This window comes from Vibrio sp. V30_P3S12P165, from assembly GCF_009904905.1.
Taxonomy (GTDB): domain Bacteria; phylum Pseudomonadota; class Gammaproteobacteria; order Enterobacterales; family Vibrionaceae; genus Vibrio; species Vibrio fujianensis.
This window is the reverse complement of record NZ_WXWH01000079.1, coordinates 1-6,153: the sequence shown is the minus strand read 5'-3', so window position 1 is coordinate 6,153 and position 6,153 is coordinate 1. Positions and strand designations below refer to the sequence as shown.

The following is a 6,153-nucleotide window of genomic DNA, read 5'->3' as shown; positions in this document are numbered from 1 at the left end:
GAAAAAATTGGTTATTCTCGACGAATCCGCTTGGTGCTGATGCGAGTGCTTTGCTGTATAGCATCATCGAAACGGCGAAAGCGAACGGACTGATACTCTACGATTACATGGTCAAATGTATGAGGGAACTGGCAAAGCCAGAGCCTGATATCAACTCACTTCTTCCTTGGAACTTCTCACACTAAAACGCCCCGTGGGATCGTGGGGCGCTTACAACGAACGTAGCCAACGCACCTGCAGCTTCAAGTAGGAAGGGTATAAGCTATCCATGGTTAATCCATCCTGATATTGAATGGAGTTAATTAGATCATCTATTTATTTAGATTGTATTAAAGGATTTGCTTTAATACTCTATCGGCTTTCACTCGAGTGACTCTTCTTATCAACTTCTGTACGGTATCTGGATAATTGTCTAGTTTTTCTATTTGTTTATAGGTGCAAACTAACTGTGTATGCTGCAGAATATTTTCCATCTCTTGTTCAAATTTTGCGGTGAGATGTTGGTTTTCATCTTTAATTAGAATGGCGTTTTCTAAATCGAGTTTCCACGCTCGAGGATTTAGATTATTCCCTGTAATTAACATATAGCGCTTATCAACCCAAATTCCTTTCAGATGGAAGCTATTATCCGCATCTTTCCATAAATGTATGGATAATTTTCGGCTAGCAATATTGGCTTCATTAATTTTGGCAAATCTACGTAGATTTAGCTCGTATAAATAGGGAAGCCCACCGATGGTTTTGAATGTCTCTTGCGGTGGAATGTAGAAATCATTGGCTGTTTTATCGCCTACAATCAAATGAACACTAACACCACGTTTAAGGGCTTTTTTTACTTCTTTCGCCACAGACTTAGGAAAGTTAAAATAAGGTGTACAGATGAAAATTTCTTCGTTTGCTTGGGCTATCAAATCTACAATAGTTTGATTGAGATGATTGCGACGTTTACCTATACCAACCAGTGGTGTTACCGCAACTTGATTTGAAGCTACTTTTTCCGGTTTAAAAGGGTAGCTAGTGAGTGCTAGTGCGGCTCGAAATTGTCGAATATCAAACTTTATATCTTTCGTTTTGGGTTTATTGTCACAGGCTAGATCGTTAACCGCTGGGTGCTCAAGCATTTCTCGCTGAATAAAGGTCACCATACTATCGGCAAGCGTTTTATTTTCTAGCGTATGGTAGCGGTCAAAGCGATAACGTGAATGATAATGTAAATAAACATTATTGATACTCGCTCCACTATAGATGACTTGATCATCAATAATAAAGCCTTTTAGGTGTAAGACACCAAAAACTTCTTTTCCTCGGACAGGGATACCATAAACCGGAATACAATGGCTATATTGTTTTTGTAAGGAGCAATAAAGAGCAGCGTTTCCGGTTGAATTTTGTGCACCAATTAGGCCTCTCTGAGCTCTATGCCAGTCGACACAAATAATAATATCTAACCCCGGATTACGTTGTTTGGCTTGGTAAAGCTCGGTGAGTATTTCTCTTCCGGCTTCATCATCTTCGAGATATAACGCAACAATATAGATACGTTTGCTAGCTTGACGAATGGAGTCAATAAGATGGGTTCTGAACTCTTTCGCTGAAAACAATACACGAAACTTGCTGGGGTCTTGTGCAATAGCGGGCAGTTGTTCGAATGTATTTCTACGAGCCATCATAGTGATGCTTTACCTTACGTATGTACAAAATTGCGAGCTGAGAATCTTACCAAAATAGTATAATTAAAGGCTAGAAAAGAGGCTGTTTTTTAACATAAATCATTAAATATACTGCATTGGAATGAGATTTTTTCCGTTTGACTGATATCGTTGTAACAGGGCTTGCAATTCTGTTGGTAGTTGCTCTGGTTTTAGAGCATAAAAATTGCCTTTATTATAAAAGGATGTCAGATGCGGGTATGCAAAACAATAGTCTAAATGTTTCATAATGTTTTGTTGACAATAGATTAATAATTGCTGACCGATGCCTTGCCCTCTTAGATCGCTTGCCACCGCCATACCGGTTAATAATCGGTACTGTGCAATAGAGCGAAACCGCACGACTGCCTTTATCTCTCCTTGTTGATAAGCAGCGATAGTTAATTCGTCGCTTTTGGGTTTAGCGGTTGAGTAGTGCAGTTTGTAGAAACGTTTGATTAACGGTAACTTCACGGTTTCTATCTGTTCAAACTGTAGAGTAAGCATTTGTATCTGGCTTCATAGAGTATCTATTGTAGAATGAACTTAGGTTAATTTATTTAAAGAATGTCATGCAATTACATCATAGCGCAAATCTCCAAGCCTACCATACCTTTAATATCCAAGAATCATGTAAATGGTTAGCTATTGTTAACTCGGTCGATGAAATCATACGTATCTATCAAAATGATGAGTTAAAAAAAGAACCTAAATTAGTTCTGGGCAAAGGGAGTAATGTGCTCTTTACCGAGCCCTATCAAGGGTTAGTAATTATCAATCGTTTATCTGGAATTGATCATACAGAAGATATGCATCATCATTTTTTACATATCGCTGGTGGTGAGGATTGGCCAGCGTTGGTTGACTGGTGTATTGCGCATCGGATTGCTGGATTGGAAAACTTAGCATTGATACCTGGTTGCGCAGGCTCGGCACCAATTCAAAATATTGGTGCCTATGGTGTCGAATTTAAAGATGTCTGCCAGTATGTGGACTACTTATGTCTCAAAACCTTTCGCATTAAGCGATTAAGCCGTTCAGAATGTCAATTCGGCTATCGAGACTCTATTTTTAAACACGCACTCAGTAATAAAGCGATTATTATCGCGGTAGGTTTAATGCTGTCTAAGTTATGGACTCCGAATCTTTCTTATGGCCCTTTAAAAAGCTTACCTGCCGATTGTTCTGCCGATGATATTTACCGTCTCGTATGTCAGGTCAGAAAAGAAAAACTCCCCGATCCGAGAGAAAGTGGTAATGCGGGTAGTTTTTTTAAGAATCCGATTATTAGCTTGGAGCGCTATCATCAGTTAAAGCGCCAATTCCCAGAGATGGTCGCTCATCCAACCAATGATGGAATGAAGGTCGCTGCAGGGTGGCTTATTGATCAAGCTGGTTTGAAAGGAAGCAGAGTCGGTGGTGCTCAAGTGCACACTAAACAGGCTTTGGTTATTGTCAATATTGCGAATGCGACATCAGATGATGTCATTCAGTTAGCGACTAAAGTTTGCCATGATGTTTTTGAAAAGTTTGGCATTGACTTAGAGCATGAAGTCCGCTTCATGGGGGCGAGAGAAGAAGTTAAACTGAGCGCATGGTCGGGAAATAATAAATGAGAGAATACAGTATAAAGTTAAGCTTATTAGATCGACTAGCAGATGGCGCATTTCATTCGGGGCAATCATTGGGCGAACAGTTGGGTATGTCTCGAGCCGCGATCAGTAAACATATTCAAGGCATTCAAGAGTGGGGGGTCGATATCTTCCGCGTGCAAGGTAAAGGTTACCAGTTGGCGGAACCTCTAACCTTATTAAATCAAAAGGTTATTCAATCTGAAGTGGAGAATACGGTTGAGCTTTGTCCTATTATTGATTCCACTAACCAGTATTTATTGGATCGCATAGGTCAATTAAACTCTGGTTCGGTTTGTCTTGCTGAATATCAGCAAAGCGGGCGAGGACGAAGAGGCCGCCAGTGGGTCTCTCCTTTTGGGGCGAACCTTTATTTCTCAATGTACTGGCGGTTAGATGCTGGTATGGCCGCTGCGGTGGGATTGAGTTTAGTCGTTGGAGTGGCTGTGGTGGAAGCGCTTGAACAAATGGGTTTTTCAGGTGTTAAGCTAAAGTGGCCAAATGATCTTTATTTTAAAGATAGAAAACTTGCAGGAATTTTAGTTGAGATGACTGGACAGGCTGGCGGAGCAGCGAACCTTGTCATTGGAATCGGTATGAACATTGCTATGCAAGAGAAAGAAAATGAAATTGATCAACCATGGACAAGTCTTGCACAAGTAAGTAAACAAAAGCGGATTGATCGTAATCAATTAGCGATACAATTGATTAAAGCGCTTAATGAAGCACTCCAACAATATCAATATACAGGAATGCAAAATTTTGTAGAACGCTGGAATCGGTTAGATAATTTCATTGATCGCCAAGTTCGTCTCATTATCGGGCCTCAAGAAATTGTTGGAATAGAACGAGGTATTGACTCGCATGGCGGCGTGCTATTAGAAACGAAGCAAGGGATACAAAGTTATATCGGCGGAGAAATTTCGCTGCGCAAAAATGAACCGGACTTTCCAAACTAGGCTATCCAAACTAGGCTATTAGGTAAATCGGCGTTATTTGCGTAGTAACACATTCTCTACACTATGATGTAACCCCTTTCTTAAGATAAGCTGGGCTCGTTCTTTGGTTGGTAATATATTTTTTTGTAAATTTTTACCGTTAATCGATTGCCAAATATACTTTGCTTTAGCAATTGCCTCTGCTTCACTCAGCTGGGTATAGTGGCTAAAATAAGAGCCTGGTTTTTTAAATGCACCATGACGAAACTTCATAAAACGTTCCACGTACCACTTTTCGATCATCTCAGCGTCGGCATCTACATAAATTGAAAAATCTAAAAAGTCAGAGATAAACACACGGTGAGGGTCGTGAGGGTAATCCATCCCACTTTGTAGTACATTTAATCCTTCTATGATCAGTACATCTGGACGATCAACAACTTTCAATTCATCAGTAATATCATACGTAAGATGTGAATAGATCGGAGCGGTCACATTTGGTTGTCCAGCCTTGACTTCCGAAACAAATTCAACCAAGCGACGAATATCATAAGATTCAGGAAAGCCCTTTTTATGCATAATGTTGCGTTCATGTAGAATTTTATTAGGATATAAAAAACCATCGGTAGTAATCAGCTCGACTTTGGGATGATTTTCCCACCGAGACAGTAACGCGCGTAATAATCGTGCTGTTGTGCTTTTCCCTACCGCAACACTGCCAGCAATACCAATAATAAAGGGAGGGGCTTTTTCTGCATTACCGAGAAATTGGTTGAGCACCGTATTGCGACTTTGCCGAGCGGCTACATAAAGATTTAATAACCGTGCTAGCGGAAGATAAATCTCTACCGCCTCTTTCATCGTTAAACTTTCGTTAATACCTTGCAATTCTTGAAGATCACTTTCAGACAGTGTCATAGGCACTGAGTTACGTAGCTCAGCCCACTGGTGACGAGCAAAAGACAGATACGGACTCATAAATGTTTAATCGTATTATTAGAATGAGTGGGGAACATACAATATGCAGCTCATCTTGCAAATGAGAAACGCAGAAGAATTAGCGATTAAACTAAAAAATGTTTAAAAAAACAGCGAATAAATAAAAATAGAGTGAAAATTAATTTTTTTCCTAGATTAGGGTTGCAAGGTTGCAGATCATTCAATAGAATGCGCCCCACTTATGCCGACTTAGCTCAGTAGGTAGAGCAACTGACTTGTAATCAGTAGGTCACCAGTTCGATTCCGGTAGTCGGCACCATTCTTTTTCGGAAGAGTGATAAATAAATTTTGGAGGGGTTCCCGAGTGGCTAAAGGGAGCAGACTGTAAATCTGCCGGCTCCGCCTTCGATGGTTCGAATCCGTCCCCCTCCACCATATTCTTAAGGAAATAGCTCACAGAGTTACGTGTTGCGGGCATCGTATAATGGCTATTACCTCAGCCTTCCAAGCTGATGATGCGGGTTCGATTCCCGCTGCCCGCTCCACTCATTTTAGAGTGCTGATATAGCTCAGGTGGTAGAGCGCATCCTTGGTAAGGATGAGGTCGGCAGTTCGAGTCTGCCTATCAGCACCAGCTCTAAGCAAACATTTCCTTTTGATATATACTTTATTATTGAATTTTTGGTTGCGTGGTCATCAATAAGAGCCACCTAAATCCGTACCTAGAGGGACAACCCATGTCTAAAGCAAAATTTGAACGTACGAAACCGCACGTAAACGTTGGTACTATCGGCCACGTTGACCACGGTAAAACCACTCTAACCGCAGCTATCTGTACTGTACTTTCAAAAGTATATGGCGGTGAAGCGAAAGACTTTGCGTCAATCGACAATGCTCCAGAAGAGCGTGAGCGCGGTATTACCATTTCTACTTCACACGTAGAATACCAAACTCCAA

The 6,153-nt window shown here is 40.8% G+C and carries 7 protein-coding genes and 4 tRNA genes; 8 read left to right on the top strand and 3 right to left on the bottom strand.

The window, feature by feature from the left end:
- The coding region (locus CAG57_RS15975; protein WP_161427933.1) for a transposase domain-containing protein at window positions 1–185 on the top strand (185 nt) is incomplete at its 5' end.
- A 144-nt stretch (window positions 186–329) separates the two neighbouring features.
- On the opposite strand, the gene pssA is transcribed toward CAG57_RS15975, so the two are convergent.
- Both pssA and CAG57_RS15965 read right to left on the bottom strand, forming a co-directional pair.
- Window positions 330–1,670 carry a CDP-diacylglycerol--serine O-phosphatidyltransferase gene (gene pssA / locus CAG57_RS15970; protein ID WP_161427932.1) on the bottom strand — a complete coding sequence of 447 codons (1,341 nt, stop codon included), beginning with the start codon at window positions 1,668–1,670 and terminating at the stop codon, window positions 330–332.
- Between the two features lie 102 nt (window positions 1,671–1,772).
- Entirely contained in the window at window positions 1,773–2,195 is a 423-nt protein-coding gene (locus CAG57_RS15965; protein WP_161433970.1) for a GNAT family N-acetyltransferase, read from the bottom strand.
- A 65-nt stretch (window positions 2,196–2,260) separates the two neighbouring features.
- Here CAG57_RS15965 and murB point away from each other — a divergent pair, with 65 nt between their 5' ends.
- Window positions 2,261–3,304: a UDP-N-acetylmuramate dehydrogenase gene (gene murB, locus CAG57_RS15960; protein ID WP_161426920.1), complete on the top strand. Its 1,044-nt coding sequence runs from the start codon at window positions 2,261–2,263 to the stop codon at window positions 3,302–3,304.
- On the top strand, window positions 3,301–4,278 hold the full coding sequence (birA, locus tag CAG57_RS15955; RefSeq protein WP_161426921.1) for a bifunctional biotin--[acetyl-CoA-carboxylase] ligase/biotin operon repressor BirA: 978 nt from the start codon (window positions 3,301–3,303) through the stop codon (window positions 4,276–4,278). The genes murB and birA overlap by 4 nt, the downstream gene beginning before the upstream one ends.
- Before the next feature lie 33 nt (window positions 4,279–4,311).
- Here birA and coaA read toward each other — a convergent pair whose 3' ends face one another.
- Window positions 4,312–5,235, bottom strand: coding sequence for a type I pantothenate kinase (coaA, locus tag CAG57_RS15950; protein WP_161433968.1), 924 nt, complete (start codon window positions 5,233–5,235; stop codon window positions 4,312–4,314).
- Between the two features lie 204 nt (window positions 5,236–5,439).
- Here coaA and CAG57_RS15945 point away from each other — a divergent pair.
- The 5 genes from CAG57_RS15945 to CAG57_RS15925 all read left to right on the top strand — a co-directional run.
- A tRNA-Thr gene (locus CAG57_RS15945) sits at window positions 5,440–5,515 on the top strand.
- A gap of 31 nt (window positions 5,516–5,546) precedes the next feature.
- A tRNA-Tyr gene (locus tag CAG57_RS15940) sits at window positions 5,547–5,631 on the top strand.
- Window positions 5,632–5,666: 35 nt separating this feature from the next.
- Window positions 5,667–5,741, top strand: a tRNA-Gly gene (locus tag CAG57_RS15935).
- Between the two features lie 13 nt (window positions 5,742–5,754).
- Window positions 5,755–5,830 (top strand) — tRNA-Thr (locus CAG57_RS15930).
- A 103-nt stretch (window positions 5,831–5,933) separates the two neighbouring features.
- On the top strand, window positions 5,934–6,153 hold a 220-nt coding region (locus tag CAG57_RS15925; protein ID WP_237666071.1), incomplete at its 3' end, for a GTP-binding protein.